The following is a 14,012-nucleotide window of genomic DNA, read 5'->3' as shown; positions in this document are numbered from 1 at the left end:
TGTAGCGACATAGGGTTCCCATTCAGGCGGTACCACTGGGTGGTGATAGGGTGGTGTCGGAAGTGCCGACTGTCCTGCCTCAACAGTAACGCCGGTGTTCAATGCTACGAGCGGGTCTCCGGCAGGCTCGAAGGGGCAACTCTCTCCTGCCGCGACCCCGACCTCCAAAAGAAGCCGTCCACTAGGGCTCCCTGGATAGCAGGCCAGCCATGAACAACGGTCACCGTTCCGAACTTCACCATAATGTCTGGGCGCGCCGGCACCGATTTGATAACGGTCGGCGGTGGTCAAATGTACATGCTCAGCCGGGTCATTCCAAAGCGTTCCGAGCGCCATGCACAAAGCTTCAAGCATTGTCGCCCACCTCCCAAGTTAACGTGGCGGAGGTGTTTCCCGTCGTCCCGTTGGTGCAAAGCTCCGCTGGTTCTGCTTCGGCAAAGGTCGCCTCTGCGCAACCAAGGAGAAAGGGTAGAATTACTTCCAAAACTATGTCCTGCCCACCTGTACCGGCGTCATCTAGGATCACCTGCCAGCGACATTCATCGTTGCTGAAACCGCCGTAGTCAGGGTCAGGCATGCCAATGTCTCTCTTCTCCGAATTGACCATCAACTCGATCTGTATGAGGCACTCGGCGACTTCGGTAGCAGGCCATGTGACCGAAAGGAGTGGGCGGAACGATGTTCCAAAACTCTCCTTGGGCACCACGGCATATAGGGCGGCAAAAATACCGAGGAGGCAGAAGAAAACGTCCGTGGCAGCAGTCGCAAACTTGCCCATGGTCAGAGCCTCACCTCGATCATGGTTCCAGAAGTCAACCTTCGAGCATTGCCTTCGGTCAAGGAATAAGCGCCTGGCTCAATACGACCGGGAAACGGGTCAGCACCCCACGCTGTCCATATCCGTGGCTCGGGATAGGAGCGTGACAAAACTGACATAGCGAGAATGTCAATGCCTCGGAAGTCAGTGCCGTCGATGAATAAATAAATGCTGTCTGTCTGGTTGAGGACTGACGAGGACGCTTCGCATGAAAACGTGGCGAAGGGTGCGCGTTCCAGAACGGCAGAGGCGAAATACTGGTACCGGTCGCCTGCCGGATCATCAGGGTCGGTCAGGGGAGGAAGAGGATCGGAGCCTGCATAGGCTAACGCATCGGCAAATTCAGTGAAGGGGGCATTAAAGCAAAGGTTGGACGCATTACTTTGGTTGGCGGAAGTTGGAGCAAATGGGCTCAACTGTTGGCCGCTATCGCAGACCAAGGTTGAGATTTCGGGAGTGTAGAAAGTCGGAGGCAGAGAGAGCGGGGGGATTGCACCGACGGCTCCCTGAATAGCTGCTGCTAGGTCCACCTCAGGGTCGGTATCATCCATTGGCACCAAGAAAGAACCGGATGTGAGGCGTGACAGCCGGTGGCGGATCTCGAAGTCTTCGCTGCCCACAATGGCTACTTGAACTGCTTGATCGGCATCATCTGTAACATAACGCATATGCTCTTCAGGCACACGGACTACTGGCTCTACCCCACAGCGCCAGCCTGCCGTGGTTGATGGAGCATTTGGCTCACCTGCCGCGGCAGCGATCGGAACTAGCAAGTCAGTCCGAAAAACTTCTGCAAGGCCTCGGAGGTCAACACTTGGAGGGAATGGCCCGGAAAAAAGCTGGTTGGTGCCATCAAGATAGGTGACCTCGGACACAGTCGGTACATCATTTGCTATTTGCTGAGACCACTCGACCCAAGGGTTGTAGACTGTCCAATTTTGGATGATTGGCCAAAGTTGCTCCGTTTGGCTCCTAGTCAACGCATCCTCACGGAACACCACAGAGATGCGGAAGCTGTCTGCCTGCGGCTGGGCGGGTTGCCGCGCGTCATCCATAGAAAGCTTGTATATCAAGATCATTGCGAAAACGAGGCTCGCCGACAGATCGACCTTGATGTTTTCCGTTACGGACAAAGCCCAATCCCCCAGAAAGTGTCGAGGGATTATTGGCGGGCGAGAGTGCAGCGCCCTGCGGCCAGGATCGGGTACTCCCACGCCCCTCCGGCACTCCGCCGTTGGAGGAAGCGCAGAAAGACATGTGGTTCCCCCGTGCCAGTTCCGGCTCCGGGCTCGCGCGCTGCGCATATCTGGATCGCGAAGTTCTTATATGCTGCGCCATTTTGACTCTGATCCACCTCGACGACGACAAATTTCTGCGGAGGGACTTCATGGTCGAGGGCGTTACGCGCAATAAAGTCGGCAATTGAGCCAGCCTGTTGCACTTCCGCGATAATTGCATCCGTTGCGGGATTGGGATTTACACTGACGAATTTTGCCTCGCCATTTTCCTCGCGATAAAACCCAGAAATACTGAAATTGTCGTTTCCCCGAGAAAACACTACTTGGCTTCCTGCATCGCGAACCGTCCATTCACCTCCGTCGTCGAACGCATCATTTGCGCGAACTGGGTCTACAGCTTGACCTGGGTCATCCGGATTCGGGTCTTGCTGGTTCCCAGAATTTGCAGTTCGGTCGCCGTTATCGCTGCCGTTGTCACCGCTGCCGCCGCCGCTATCGAGAAACAGGCTTATGATTGCTGCGATCGCCATTAGAGCGCAGCCCGTCCCTGCGGAAGCCGCGCAGAACGCTAGAACCGGAGCCATAGCTGAGAGGAACTTCTCCATCTCTTGGTTGGCGGACGAGGTAAACTCGTCTACTGCCGTTGAACACTGATTCTTTGTAGCAGAATCAGCGTTAGGCAGAGCGTCGCAAACCTGTCGTGCCGTACGTGCCGCATTCCCCAGTGCCGTGGTCGCATCGTTGAATGTTTCTTCCAGACATGTTTCCCCGGTCGTTCCGTCCTCATTGACCGTGACCTCTGCGCACTCCCGGATAACACGACTAAACCCTTCCGTCGCACCACTGATTGTCTCTTCGAGTTCGGGAAACTGTTCATAAAGAACGGCCGCTCGCCGGTCGATCTCGTCGGCCATTTCTCTGATTCGTTGCTGATCCTCGTCAGCAAGACTTGGTGCGCGGCATTGCTCCTCACTTCTGCCCTCAAGCCTGCATTCCGTATAAGCAACACGCATCTCAAGTTCGGCTTGCCTGCTCGACTCATATTCTGCACTGTTTGAAAACTGTTGTGCCCTCAATGCCGGCGAAAATGCGATTGTGGCTGACAAAGAGACGACGATTATGTTTTTGAAGGCAGGCATATGCTTCTCCAATCAAAATTACTTGCACCGACATTCCCCAAGTAGAATGCCTTGTCCTGCATGATGTTGCAGTTCGGCGCCTCGATCAAGCCTCCGGGTCGAGATGTCCCGCGGTTCGGGCATCTGACGCGTGAACTGGGTGCGATTTCTGGTCACGACGGTGGAGTTGCTCCGGAATTTAGTCTGATCGATACCCGTTTGGACAGACCGGTCGAGCCGCTTTCCCCGGGGTTCTGCCGCTGAGGTCCTCATCCGGGAACCGGCGGCGCACGCAGCCGATGGATGGCCGCGAGGATGCGGGTGAACAGATCACCGCCGACAGCCACCTCGGCCAGTTGGAACGTGATGGCACGGGCATGGCGGACAACCCGCGCACCAATCTTGATCAGCCGGGTTTGCAGGCTGGTCAATGACCAGTCGGCTATCTCCTCGGGAAGGTCTGTGCCTTGCAGGAAGACGCCGAGATTGTAGGCCAATGCGTGAAGCTGAAGCCGCACCTCGTTCTGCTCCATGCCCTTACACGAGAGACGCGTCCAGTTGATCGCCTGCTTGCCTTCCTTGATGTGTTGCTCGGCGGTGCCGCGCTGGTTATAGAAACGCACCACCCAACTTGGCTCCATCGGCAGGTTGGTCACGACGAAGCCGACGCGGGGAAACAACTCGCCGGGATGCCACTCGATCTTGGCAACGACGCGCCGGGGTTTGTCCCAGGATGCCGCCTGATACTCGAAGTCGGCGTATATGCGGCGGACATGATTGGGCGGACGACCCACAGGACGCTTTAGCAGATGCGCGATCCTTCCTTGCAGAACACGATTGGCACGCAGGCGGATGGCATAGAAATAACCCTCGGCTTCCAGCATCTCTAGAGGTGCGGAATAGCGAAGGCGGCATCCGCCCTGAAGAACCGCATCAGGTGTCGATCCGCGTATCGCGCGATGACCGGCTTCAGGACCGCCTCCCATCCGTCGGCGCTGTGTACATTGCCGGGGCGCAGAGCGCAGCGTTCCAGATGACCGGACTGGTTGAAGACGAATAGCGGGTGATAGCACATGCAGCCGAAATGCCCATTCCAGGCCGTGCCCTCCTGCGCGCCGTGGGTGGGACTTGCCGAGCTATCCATGTCCAGCGTGATCCACTTGGGTGGTGCCGACACATGAACCCGGTCGATCCAGTGCCCTGACAGATCAGCGAGTGCAGTGCGATTGTCGGCCTTGGCCAAGACCTCGGTCTCGAACCGTCCCATCTGGCTCGCAGACGCAGCCTTGGCATCGACGGCCCGTCCCCCGACCACCTGCCGCATCACCGGATCGAGCGATAAACGATCCGCGTCATTCACATCCTCGTATCCGGCCAGTCGCCCGAAGACCGACTGGCGCAACAGGCCAACCAGAGAATGCAGCCGGTTGTGGCCAGTTCGCGTGTCTCTCAGCAATCCGCCAGCAATGTCGTGCAGGCCCAGCACCTCATCCAGTTCCCGGAACAGCAGCAATCCGCCATCGGAACTGATCTTCGAGCCATGAAATTCCAGACGCACCCGACGGTCAAAACCGAACCGAACATTATCCGTTTTGCACGCACCCTTCGGGTGATCCATGAAGTCTCGCCCCTGTCTATTTTAAGGAGAGTCTGAAAAACCTCCCGCCCTGAGCGTGTTGGGATAGACTGAGCGGGACGAAGAAGGATGCCCGCCGATGCCCAAACAGCCAGCCTTTCCCGGTCTCCGCCACGCGATGAAGAAGAAGCAGACGCGGCGTGAGAAGTTCCTGGCCGAGATGGAGGAGGTGGTGCCTTGGACGCGGTTGCTGGCCCTGATCGAACCGCATTACCCGAAACGTGGTGCGCGCGGAGGGCGTCCGCCGATGCCACTGGAGACGATGCTGCGGGTTTATTTCCTCCAGCAATGGTATGCGCTGAGCGATCCCATGGCCGAGGAAATGCTCTACGACAGCGAGGCCATGCGCCGGTTCGCTGGTATCGAGCTCGGTGATGATCGCATCCCGGACGAAACGACGATCCTGAACTTTCGCCACCTGCTGGAGAGACACCAGTTGGCCGAGAAGCTGTTCGCCGAGGTGAATGTCCATCTTGCCGATCAGGGCATCACCCTGCGCTCGGGCACGCTGGTGGATGCGACGATCATCGACGCGCCGTCCTCGACCAAGAACAAGGCGCGGGCCCGAGACCCCGAGATGTCGTCGACGAAGAAAGGGAATGACTGGTTCTTCGGCATGAAGGCGCATGTCGGCGTCGATGCCGACAGCGGCATCGTGCACAGCCTCGAAACCACGATAGCGAAGGTGCATGACAGCCAGGTCTGGGACGACCTACTGCATGGGCGAGAGACATCGGTGTGGTCGGACAAGGGCTATGTCAGCGTTGCGCGCGAGGCTGCATTCTCCGGTCCCGGCAAGTTCTGGGGCGTCATGCGGAAGGCGCCCAAAGGCGGCGCACTTGACCCCATTGACGTGGACATCAACCGCATCATCGCCATAGTCCGTGCCCGAGTCGAGCATCCTTTCCGCGTGCTCAAGCGCCAGTTCGGTTATCTGAAGACCCGCTACCAAGGGCTGGCCAAGAACCGCGCACAACTCTTCACGCTGTTCGCCCTCGGCAACCTGTTCCTCGTGCGACGGAAGCTGATGGCATGAGGCGGAGTCCGTCCGAAGCGCCCATTTCGGCCCGCCACAGGGCGCCAGATCTGGAGAAATCCATCGCTCCTGACGCGCGCGCGCCGCTTTCACTGCCCAAGCAACCGCCTCTCGGCAAAGCCGAAGCCGTAGTTCAGACGTTCCTTAACGTGCTGAATTATAACACGTTAGTGGGCATCAGAGCGCGGAAATCGTCAAGTTACTTGGGGAATGCGGGTTGCAGCTTAAGTTAACGTCCGACATCGTTACCACGCGAGTCAAGAGATTAGCAGAGGTGCTGGGAGAGAAGCGATGGTACGAACGCTGATATTGGCGGTTATGATGGTCCTATTGGTATTGGCTCTCCCGGCGATCGTACTTGTGGGCCTTTCTGCTGTATCGCTGGCGGTCCCGCACGTCCGCTTTTCAAGCGAGGCCGTTTGCGACTCCCACAATGGCTTCGTCTCAGCCTACTTTGCACCCATTTGCGCAATCGGAGCGGCCTCGCCTGGAGAATGCGCGGGCTCGGCAGCCTCTACACAGCAGCTCTATTTCGCGCTCCTCCGGCTTTCAGATGAACAATTCTCTGGCGAGATCCCCGAAGACGTGACTTCTCTTTTGTCCCGCATTCAAAACGCTCCGCCTCCTGCGGGCCGCGAGGGTTTCATTCTCTGCAGCAATCAAGGCAGCGTAGGTGACGCCATGGCCTCCAGTTTGGGTCTATAGATCAATCGATCTACCTGATCGTTTTCCCTTACCCCGTCTGCGTTTATAGGAAATTATGTTCCAAAGAAAGTGAAAGCCCTAGGACAATTAAGCGTTAGCTGAGTTAAAAGACGAGGCATCAGAAGGGGCATTTCAATTCACGTTTACTTCTTGATCACAAGTCCCAAACAACTTGATTAAATCTAAGCTTTCGTGACGAAAGCTATACACAGTGCTTCCCTGGTGTTGAATGAGGTAGGCAGGGTAGGCATCATGACAGCCACGCACCGATATTGTACTGCTTTTGCTCACTGTAATTTCAAAACGATAGTCTATGTCTGGCATTACTGCGATCCCAGAAGCAGTTGTGCCTTCTAAAATGAACGAAGCGATACCACTGTTGAATGAAACTGACGAGACGCGAAAATTATCTCGAATGCTTGAAACTTCAAAATCAATGATGCCGAGACTGATCCTTGTTGTTCCTGTGACGAAAGAGGCGGTGACTGTTTGATTTGCAAAGTCGACATAATAAAAGTGTTGCGATTTCACACCGGCTTGGGGGTCGAAATCAAGTATGCGTGTTTCAATGAACCCTTCTTGACTTGATTGGGCATGGACCGGCATTCCAGTCGAGACTCCGCCCAGCGAGAGCGCAAATCCAAAAACTACGTTCAAATAGTAAGACACTTTGGCGGCCCTTGTTTCCCTCTGGAAAGCTAAGCTACCACCTCGAACCGCTCGAAGCTAGGCCGTGTTGACAAAAGGGATTCCTACCGACCGCTGATCGTGATTCAAACTGGTATCTGCGATGGAGACCAGCTTGGCACGAGACCTGATGTCGGACGAGGAGTGGAGGTTCTTTGAACAATTTATCCTGGCAGTCCGTGCGCCGAATGGGCGCAAACCGACCAATCACCGCCTTGTTCTTGATGGCATTTTTTGGATAGCCCGAACCGGAGCTCCGTGGCGTGATCTGCCTGAAGACTTTGGTAAATGGTCGAGCGTATATCGCCAGTTCCGACGTTGGACACTGACTGGGCTATGGGAAGAAATCATGGATGCCCTGAACCAAAGCAGGGTCGTGCCGGATGCCCTTCAGATGATCGATAGCACCGTGATCCGCGCACACCATCAGGCAGCGGGCGCTAGGCTCAGGACCCATTGATTTTGGTCGGTTTGCGTGGTTCGCGGCTACGAAAACGGAGCGGTGATATGTCTGACCCTTTCTGGCTGACGGATGCGCAGATGGCGCGTCTGGAGCCCTACTTCCCAAAGTCCCATGGCAAGCCAAGGGTCGATGACCGACGGGTTTTGAGCGGGATTATCTTCATAAACCGCAATGGGTTGCGCTGGCGTGACGCGCCGAAGGAGTATGGTCCCCACAAGACGCTCTACAATCGCTGGAAGCGCTGGAGCGAAAGGGGTGTCTTCGCGAAGATGATGGCGGGACTGGCGGCCGGGCACGGCGAGAAGAAGACCGTGATGATCGATGCCACCTATCTGAAGGCTCACCGCACTGCGTCCAGTCTGGGCGTCAAAAAGGGGGGCGCGGTCGCCTGATCGGGCGGACCAAGGGCGGCATGAACACGAAGTTGCACGCCGTCTGTGACAGCCTGGGACGACCCCTCAACCTGTTCGTCACGGCAGGACAGGTCAGCGACTACATCGGTGCGCGGGCGCTTTGTGACAGTCTGCCGGACGTCGACTGGCTGCTGGGGGACCGCGGATATGATGCCGACTGGTTCAGAGAAGCGTTGAAAGACAAGGGGATACGCGCCTGCATCCCCGGCCGGAAACAGCGGAAGACAACCGTCAAATACGACAAGCGCCGCTACAAACGCCGCAATCGGATCGAGATCATGTTCGGCAGGCTCAAGGACTGGCGGCGTGTCGCCACCCGCTACGACCGGTGCCCGAAGGTCTTCCTCTCGGCAATCGCTCTCGCCGCTACGGTCATCTACTGGCTATGAGTCCTGAGCCTAAAGGGGGACTCCGCGACAGGGTTTCGGGCGCTCTCGCGGTGGTTTCACGACCAAGATCCATCTCCGCGTCAACGCGGCAGGCCTGCCCATGAGAACGGAGATCACCCCGGGCCAAACATCCGACTATCTGGGGTTCGATCTGGTCATGGCCGACAACCTCCCCGAGCCGAGTGTCCTGCTGGCAGATCGAGGCTATGATGCTGACAATATTCGGGAAAAGATGGAGGCGCGGGATGTTTTGACCCAGATCCCAATGCGCAAATCCCGCAAGATGCGTGTCGGCGTGGATCACTCTTTGTATTCCCTGCGCAACCTGGTCGAGCGCTGCTTCAACAAGCTCAAGAATGCCCGCCGTGTCGCCACCCGCTACGACAAAACAGCCGAGAGCTTCCTCGGCTTCCTAGACATCACATCCATCCGTCTCTGGGTTCGCCTTTTGTCAACATGACCTAGGTTTGAGACTAAATCGAAGTGACCACAAGTTGAATATGCGACGCTTCTTCTTCCGCAGTCACAGTTATCCTATGTAGAGCGGATACAGTGAAGTGGTCCCACTTTTTTTGGACAGGTTTGCAGCGTTTCTGATGCGCATCAGGTTGACCTGAGACCCGTTTCCTCCACGATTGGCGGGCTCAATTTCTTTTTGAGAATACGTGTGGGATCGGGCCGCAACTCTTGGCTTAGGAGGCGATTGTGCCGTTTGTGTGCGTGCGGATAATGTGCAGAAGATGTAATTTCGGTTCATCTGTCAGCGCTAAAGTGGAAGTTCTGCTGTCCGCACCTTTTCATGCCGCGACTATTAGTCCAACGCGGCAAACCGTGGGGCCGCCATCTTGCGCAACAGCTGGAGTCGTGAGTTTCGAGCCCCTGCCACCAACGAACATTGTACCCCCTCTAACTGCTCAAGCGCAGTCGAAATCTCTGTTTTTCCGTAGCAAGTTGGGAACTTTTTAGTAACAACTGGCGACACATCTTCGGGCTAGGCAGTGCGTCAGCTCTGTATGAAACTGGTTAGGTTCAGAGAAGATGAACAATGCGATTGCGGGGTTCAGCCGGAGCGTCGAGAAGGTTTGCTTCCAACCCGGGGTGCGGATAGAGGCCGCATCGGTCGTCTCTTGCGTTGTCTTGGGTCTGGTATGGTGACCTCCGCGAGCCATGACCAAGCCTCGAATTTGTCTCCGGTCTGGCGCAGATGGGTGTATCGCTTCAGTGACGTCCAGGACCGATGGCCAGAGACAGCCGCGGCATGCGGGACGTTGTAGCCGATCTCGAACAGGCGCGAGACGCCTTCGTGCCTCAGGTCATGGAACCGCAAATCCTCGATGCCTAGAAACTGCGTCGCCCGTGTGAAGGCCGCGCTGATTGCGTCGGTGGAGTAGGGGAAGATCTGGCTCGCGTGTTTGGGCATCGCCTCGACAATCGCCAGCGCCGGATCGGGCAGGTCGCACCAGACGTCGTTGCCAATCTTCTCTCCGGGGTTCTTCATGTCGCGTACGAGGACCCTTTTGCCGTCCTTGTCGAGGTCCGCCCATGTGATCCGGGTGATCTCCTCCTGACGCCGCGTCGAGAAGATCGCAAAAGCGATGACGCGATGCATTGGGACGGAGGAGGGGCGTCGGATCGAGCGATCAAGAAAATGCGCCATCAATTTATTGAGCTCGTCCAGCGTCGCCCGTCGGTCGCGGTGGCGGCTCTTCTGCGTCAGCCCTAGCTTCTTCGCGACGATCATCGCATTGCGCATCGCGCGTTCGTCCAGCGGATAGTTCCAGGCCGGACGGGCCACCGTGAAGACCGCGCTGAGATGGGAGAGGTAGTTGGCCACGGTTTGCGGTGAGACACCGGTCTTCAGCTTCTCCTGAGCGAAGGCCACAATGTCTGCGCTGTCGATCTGGGCGCAAAGCTTGTCCGCGATGTCGAACTCCTTGACGCTCTTGAGGACTTGCGCCTTGGTCCGACCAATTGCCTTCGCGCTGTCTTCCACATATTTGTCGATGGCGTCGCCGAGGGTCACTTCGCGGCGGCGTGTCTCTCCGATGGGCAGGTTCTCGAGGGCGCCGGGCTTGGCGAGGTCCTTCTCGCGCTTCTCGATCCAGGCCGCGGCGGTCGAGCGCAGCTCAAAGGTCCGGTTTTCGCGCCAGACAGTCTTTCCAGCCCGCCGAACGGCGATCTGGGCAAGCCAAGCGGCAGAGCCGTCTTTGCGCTTTCGCTTGATGATGGTACCCATGGGGTTACAACATTTGGCCCAAGTTACAACATTTGTTGTAAACTATGCCAAAAATGGGCGAGAATTACAACAAATGAGACAGTAATGAGGCGGATAGATGAGCGGTAAATGGCTGATAAAAATATAAAATCCAACGTTCTTAATGCGTCCCGTTTATCGGTTGCCCCGATGATGGATTGGACCGACCGGCATTGCCGCTATTTCCATCGTCTGCTGTCGAAGGATACGTTGCTGTATACCGAGATGGTCACGGCGCCGGCGCTGGTGCACGGCGGCGCGCTGCATCTGTTGCGTTTTGATCCGGCGGAGCAGCCGGTGGCGCTGCAACTGGGCGGGTCGGTGCCATCCGAACTGGCCGAGGCGGCGCGTCTGGGCGCGGCCCAGGGCTACGGCGAAATCAACCTCAATGTCGGCTGCCCGTCGGACCGGGTCCAATCGGGGGCCTTCGGGGCGGTATTGATGAAGGATCCCCTGCTGGTGGCCGAATGCGTTTCGGCCATGGCCGATGCTGCCGGTGAGGCCGAGATCACCGTCAAATGCCGGATCGGGGTGGACGATCAGGTGCCCGCCGAAGTCTTGCCGACATTTCTTGAGACCATCCGCGCAGCCGGGATTCGCCGGGTGACGATCCACGCCCGCATGGCCTGGCTGAAAGGGCTCAGCCCCAAGGAAAACCGCGAGGTTCCGCCGCTGAACTATCCGCTGGTGCTTGAGATGAAACGCGCCTTTCCGGATCTGCACATCTCGGTCAACGGTGGGATCACCACGCTGAACCAGGCCGAAGCTTTCCTGGCCGATGGGCTGGACGGGGTGATGATCGGGCGCTCGGCCTACCATGCGCCGGCCGATATCCTGGCGCAGGCCGATGCCCGCATCTTTGGCGGGCAGGGGCATGCAGACCCGGTCGCGGTGGCCCGGGCCATGATCCCCTATGTCGAGCGTCATGTGGCGGAAGGCGGGCGGGTGCATTCTGTGACCCGGCACATGCTGGGTCTGTTTGCGGGCCGTCCCGGTGCGCGCGCGTGGCGGCGGCATCTGTCCGAAGCCTCCAGCCGTCCGGAGGCCGATGCCCGGATCATCCTGGACGCGCTGGAAATGTTGCACGACGTGTCTTCGGCGGCAGCGGAATAGATCACCCGTCCCCTCTGCTCAGGTGTCGGCCAGCCAAAAAGACCTGCTTGCCTGAAACCTCAGCTTTCGCGGGCCTGACGTGCCGCGCGTCCGCCCCTGCGGCGCGGCTTCACCGCGGCGCGTTGCGGCAATTGCGCCATGACGATCCCGCGTTGTTCGACGCTCATCCGGCCCCATTCGGTGATCTCGTCCATACTGCGATGGCATCCGGCGCACAGGCGGGTTTCGGGATGGATGACGCAGATCTGCACGCAGGGGCTTTCGATTTCGTCGCGTTTCCAGACCGGGGTGTTCATCGGGAAGTCTCCATGAAAGACAGCCGGTCCAGCGCGCCCTGAAGGATGAAACTGGCCGCGACATTGTCGATAACGGCTGCCCGTTTGCCGCGCGAGCGGTCGGATTCCAGCAACGCCCGTTCAGCGGCAACGGTGCTCAGACGTTCATCCCAGTATCCGATGGCCATTTCGGTCATCTCCGACAGGTTGCGCGCGAAGGCGCGGGTGGACTGGCAGCGCGGTCCTTCGCTGCCATCCATGTTCAGCGGCAGGCCCAGAAGGACGCCCGAGATCTCGCGCTCGCGGCAGAAGGTGAGGATCTCCAGCACATCCTTGGTAAACTTCTTGCGCTTAATAGTCTTGACCGGAGACGCCACCTTGCGGCGCGGATCCGACATCGCAAGACCGATGGTCTTGGTGCCGTAGTCCAGGCAGATGATGGCGCGATTGGGGGGCAGGGCGGCGGCAAAGGCCTCGAACCCGTCGTGGATCATTGCAAGATCTCCGCCCGGCGCGCGGCCTCGGCCAGTTCGTTCAAAGCCGCGGCATTGCCGTCAAAGACCTGTTTGCTTTCCGCGTAGATCGCGTTGGCCCGTCCGGTTTCGCCCAGCACGCCCAGGGCGGTGATGAGCCGCGCCCATTCCGACGGCGCGCCGCCTTCGCTGGCCAGACGTTCCGACAGGCCCTCGACCATGGAACGGATCATCTCCATCCGCTCTTCGGGGCTCATCTCGGCGGCGGCATCCATGTCCTCGGCAGAGGGGCCACCCAGGGGCGCGGCTTCGGGCAGGCGATAGTCGATGCCGGCGCGGAAGGCGAGCTCCTCGATCTGGCCGCGAATGGCGGGCAGCCAGGGCGCGTCAGGCGTGGACTCTTCCAACAGGGGCTTCCAGATGCGGAAGGCCATGTCGGGGCGCCCGGTCTGGGCGTGCATCAGCCCGATGTAATAGCGCGCCGGCCCATTGTGCGGATCGCGCTTCAACGTTTCGTTCAGCGCCGCCTCCGCCTCGGGCGAGACATAGCCGTTGGTGGCGATCACCATCAGGTCGGCCCAGGTGATATAATCGGCCGCCGAGGCGTCGGCGCCGCGCAACTCGATCAGCCGCGCCTGTGCCTTGTGGGCGGCGGAGAAATTGCCAAGGGCGGCCTCGTTGTTGGCCAGCAATTCGAAGCCGCGCGGATCATCGGGGCGGTCCGCCACAGTCGTGCGCAGTTGCTCCACCAGCTTGACGAATTGCGGATCGCGTTCGGGAAAGCCGGGCAGCGGCTCGGCCCTTGCCTCGGCCTCGGACTGGCTGGGCCGGGTTTCACGCAGCGTTTGCGCATTCTCGATCCGGGTCTTCAACGGCAGGTCGCCAAAGCCGGGCGCGCCCAGCTTCAGGTAGGCCGCAAAGCTGCCGCCCCCCAGCACAAGGCCCAGGACGGCGATCAGCGCCAGCGTCACACCGCGCGGTGCAGTGCCGGGGGCAACGTGGGCAGAGCGCGCCTTGTCCGCTTCCAGGATGCGGCGCTTGACCTCGGTCCGGGTGCGCCCGGCCACTTCCTCCGAGATCACGCCGCGCGCAAGATCGCGCTCCACGCCTTTCAGCTGGTCGCGGTAGACGGCAATATCGTATTCAGCCCGGTCAGGGGCGGATTGCGGGCGGCGCAAGAGCGCAAGGGCCAGAAGCACCGCAGAGGCCAGTGTCAGGGCCGAAGTCAGGATCCAGAACATCATGACCGGGACATAGGCGCTTTTTGGTCCGGGAAAAAGGCGTCAAAAGCGGTCGTTTCAGCAACGCCCTGCGCTTTGTGCCGCAGGTCGCACATCACAAGGCGATTGCCGTCTAAAGTCTTGGCTTGGCGCGGCGATCGCGCCATGCTGCGAG

The 14,012-nt window shown here is 58.8% G+C and carries 11 protein-coding genes and 3 pseudogenes; 5 read left to right on the top strand and 9 right to left on the bottom strand.

Annotation, left to right across the window (positions count from 1 at the left end; translation table 11 throughout):
• Positions 1-346: 346 nt before the first annotated feature.
• From ACP15K_RS02915 to ACP15K_RS02900, 4 genes and pseudogenes are all read right to left on the bottom strand, one after another.
• A complete protein-coding gene (locus ACP15K_RS02915; protein ID WP_424989753.1) occupies positions 347-778 on the bottom strand; it encodes a hypothetical protein in 432 nt (143 codons plus the stop codon).
• Between the two features lie 2 nt (positions 779-780).
• Complete coding sequence (locus ACP15K_RS02910) at positions 781-1,950, bottom strand: hypothetical protein (RefSeq protein WP_424989752.1); 1,170 nt, start codon at positions 1,948-1,950, stop codon at positions 781-783.
• Between the two features lie 29 nt (positions 1,951-1,979).
• Positions 1,980-3,194, bottom strand: coding sequence for a hypothetical protein (locus ACP15K_RS02905; protein ID WP_424989751.1), 1,215 nt, complete (start codon positions 3,192-3,194; stop codon positions 1,980-1,982).
• 248 nt (positions 3,195-3,442) lie between these two features.
• Positions 3,443-4,791, bottom strand: a pseudogene (locus ACP15K_RS02900) (IS1380 family transposase).
• Positions 4,792-4,888: 97 nt separating this feature from the next.
• Here ACP15K_RS02900 and ACP15K_RS02895 point away from each other — a divergent pair.
• Entirely contained in the window at positions 4,889-5,845 is a 957-nt protein-coding gene (locus ACP15K_RS02895; RefSeq protein WP_424989750.1) for an IS5 family transposase, read from the top strand.
• 837 nt (positions 5,846-6,682) lie between these two features.
• On the opposite strand, the gene ACP15K_RS02890 is transcribed toward ACP15K_RS02895, so the two are convergent.
• Entirely contained in the window at positions 6,683-7,207 is a 525-nt protein-coding gene (locus ACP15K_RS02890) for a DUF3238 domain-containing protein (RefSeq protein WP_424989749.1), read from the bottom strand.
• A gap of 133 nt (positions 7,208-7,340) precedes the next feature.
• On the opposite strand from ACP15K_RS02890, the pseudogene ACP15K_RS02885 reads away from it, so the two are divergent.
• The 3 genes and pseudogenes from ACP15K_RS02885 to ACP15K_RS02875 all read left to right on the top strand — a co-directional run.
• Positions 7,341-7,691, top strand: a pseudogene (locus ACP15K_RS02885) (IS5 family transposase); the annotation flags it as partial.
• A 53-nt stretch (positions 7,692-7,744) separates the two neighbouring features.
• A protein-coding gene (locus tag ACP15K_RS02880; protein ID WP_227364513.1) for an IS5 family transposase occupies positions 7,745-8,502 on the top strand; the annotation gives its coding sequence in 2 pieces (ribosomal slippage) (positions 7,745-8,066 and positions 8,066-8,502; 759 coding nt in all).
• 13 nt (positions 8,503-8,515) lie between these two features.
• Positions 8,516-8,962: pseudogene (locus tag ACP15K_RS02875) on the top strand (IS5 family transposase); the annotation flags it as partial.
• A gap of 600 nt (positions 8,963-9,562) precedes the next feature.
• Here the strand turns inward: ACP15K_RS02875 and ACP15K_RS02870 are convergent.
• Entirely contained in the window at positions 9,563-10,738 is a 1,176-nt protein-coding gene (locus ACP15K_RS02870) for a tyrosine-type recombinase/integrase (protein WP_424989748.1), read from the bottom strand.
• Positions 10,739-10,846: 108 nt separating this feature from the next.
• Here ACP15K_RS02870 and dusA point away from each other — a divergent pair, with 108 nt between their 5' ends.
• Positions 10,847-11,869 carry a tRNA dihydrouridine(20/20a) synthase DusA gene (dusA, locus tag ACP15K_RS02865; RefSeq protein WP_424989747.1) on the top strand — a complete coding sequence of 341 codons (1,023 nt, stop codon included), beginning with the start codon at positions 10,847-10,849 and terminating at the stop codon, positions 11,867-11,869.
• A 59-nt stretch (positions 11,870-11,928) separates the two neighbouring features.
• On the opposite strand, the gene ACP15K_RS02860 is transcribed toward dusA, so the two are convergent.
• The 3 genes from ACP15K_RS02860 to ccmI are packed head-to-tail and all read right to left on the bottom strand — an operon-like array spanning position 11,929 to position 13,861.
• Positions 11,929-12,165, bottom strand: coding sequence for a DUF1289 domain-containing protein (locus ACP15K_RS02860; RefSeq protein WP_424989746.1), 237 nt, complete (start codon positions 12,163-12,165; stop codon positions 11,929-11,931).
• Positions 12,162-12,638: a Holliday junction resolvase RuvX gene (ruvX, locus tag ACP15K_RS02855; protein ID WP_424989745.1), complete on the bottom strand. Its 477-nt coding sequence runs from the start codon at positions 12,636-12,638 to the stop codon at positions 12,162-12,164. Before ruvX ends, ACP15K_RS02860 begins: the two co-directional genes overlap by 4 nt.
• Positions 12,635-13,861 carry a c-type cytochrome biogenesis protein CcmI gene (gene ccmI / locus ACP15K_RS02850; protein WP_424989744.1) on the bottom strand — a complete coding sequence of 409 codons (1,227 nt, stop codon included), beginning with the start codon at positions 13,859-13,861 and terminating at the stop codon, positions 12,635-12,637. Before ccmI ends, ruvX begins: the two co-directional genes overlap by 4 nt.
• Between the last annotated feature and the right edge of the window lie 151 nt (positions 13,862-14,012).

It is taken from the genome of Fluviibacterium sp. S390, from assembly GCF_049800695.1.
GTDB lineage: Bacteria > Pseudomonadota > Alphaproteobacteria > Rhodobacterales > Rhodobacteraceae > Meridianimarinicoccus.
This window is presented reverse-complemented; position numbering and strand designations above follow the sequence as displayed.